2 protein-coding genes and 1 pseudogene are annotated in these 1473 nt (G+C 27.3%); 2 read left to right on the top strand and 1 reads right to left on the bottom strand.

Annotated features, from left to right (window positions below):
• Both HMPREF2578_RS07925 and HMPREF2578_RS07920 read left to right on the top strand, forming a co-directional pair.
• Positions 1-426, top strand: a pseudogene (locus tag HMPREF2578_RS07925) (recombinase family protein); the annotation flags it as partial.
• A gap of 126 nt (positions 427-552) precedes the next feature.
• Positions 553-1143 (top strand): hypothetical protein, encoded by a 591-nt coding sequence (locus HMPREF2578_RS07920; RefSeq protein ID WP_070508372.1) that lies wholly within the window; start codon positions 553-555, stop codon positions 1141-1143.
• Positions 1144-1212: 69 nt separating this feature from the next.
• On the opposite strand, the gene HMPREF2578_RS11350 is transcribed toward HMPREF2578_RS07920, so the two are convergent.
• On the bottom strand, positions 1213-1335 hold the full coding sequence (locus tag HMPREF2578_RS11350; protein WP_256275857.1) for a hypothetical protein: 123 nt from the start codon (positions 1333-1335) through the stop codon (positions 1213-1215).
• Positions 1336-1473 lie beyond the last annotated feature (138 nt).

The raw sequence follows: 1473 nt of genomic DNA, 5'->3' as shown, positions 1-1473 counted from the left end.
ATCAAAGCCAAAATGCATACACTAACGAAAACGATCGAAGACTCACCTGACTTAGATAGTGTGTTGAAACCAACAATACTTAGCTATCAAGATGAGTTGAATCAAATAAACAATCAAATCCATCAACTAGAACAAGATAAACAAGTGGAAGCTCCACATTATGATGCTGATATGATTGCCAATATACTACAAACAATATTCAAAGATATAGATAAATTAGAGAAATCTCAATTGAAATCACTATATCTAACAGTCATCGATCGTATTGATATCCGAAGAGATGAACAGCATAAGAAGCAATTTTATGTTACGCTCAAACTAAATAATGATATTATCAAACAACTATTTAATAATCATCCACTTGACGAAGTGCTCCTTAGCACTTCGTCTTTATTTTTATCCCAAACATTATATCTTACTATTTAATAAAAGAAGTGAGTATAAATATTAACTAAAATAATAAATAATTAAAAATATAGTAGATGCAATTATAAAAATTAGATAAAATTAATTTATTAAATTTTAAATATTACAAATTAAGGGGAAAAATGAATGAAAAAAATTATTAATATTCTATTGATTGCAATACTATCAATCATATTTATTGGTTTAGCACTATTTGTAGTAAATTTTGCTAAAGAGTCTTTTAATCATAATGAAAATAAAGAAGACCAAAATATTACTCATCAAAGTACAAAAAAAGATAAAAAAGAAAATAAAACTAATAAAGATGAAAATAGTAATTCACAAGAAATGAACAATAGTGAAAGTAACATCTCTTCTGACGATGAATCTGCAAATAATAACACAACTCAACAAGATAATTCTCAGAACAATAATACACAAGAAAATACTATGCAAAACAATAATAACAATGAACAAAACACTGCTCAAACTAATAACACTAGTGAAAATAACACTACTCAGCAAACAGAGGGACAAGAAGAACCACCTGGAAAAAATAATTTTAATCAAGATGCTGTAAATAGATCTCTTGATGAAGCAGCTCAAAATCCGGAGCAATTTGATGAAGATGGAGATGGAAAAATTGAAGATAGCGAACGAACAGTAACTACAGATTTATTAGAGTCTCAAGGAAGATTAAAAATATATGGCGAAGAGGACAGTGAGGAAGAACAATAAAAGCTGCAATAAAAATATTAAGTATATTAAATTAGATAATTTATCTAAAGATGAACAAGCGTTCGTAGGTTATAATCCAAATAATCCACGTGGAAATGTAGATAGCTCTAAATCTGTATATTCGATATCAACATTTCTAGTGAAGAAGATTAATAATACCAATTGTAATATTAACGAAGTGCCTTGTAGCACTTCGTTTTTTCTTTCTTTAAAGTTTCTAACTAAGTTTAAGAATTCTCTTTATCAATTTCAATAACACTTATCTAATGAAATAGTCATTATCGTAATTTTTTTCATAACTACACGATGCTTATATTGAAATTGCTAAAG

It is taken from the genome of Staphylococcus sp. HMSC072H03 (genome assembly GCF_001809305.1).
Classification (GTDB): Bacteria; Bacillota; Bacilli; order Staphylococcales; family Staphylococcaceae; genus Staphylococcus; species Staphylococcus hominis.
This window is presented reverse-complemented; position numbering and strand designations above follow the sequence as displayed.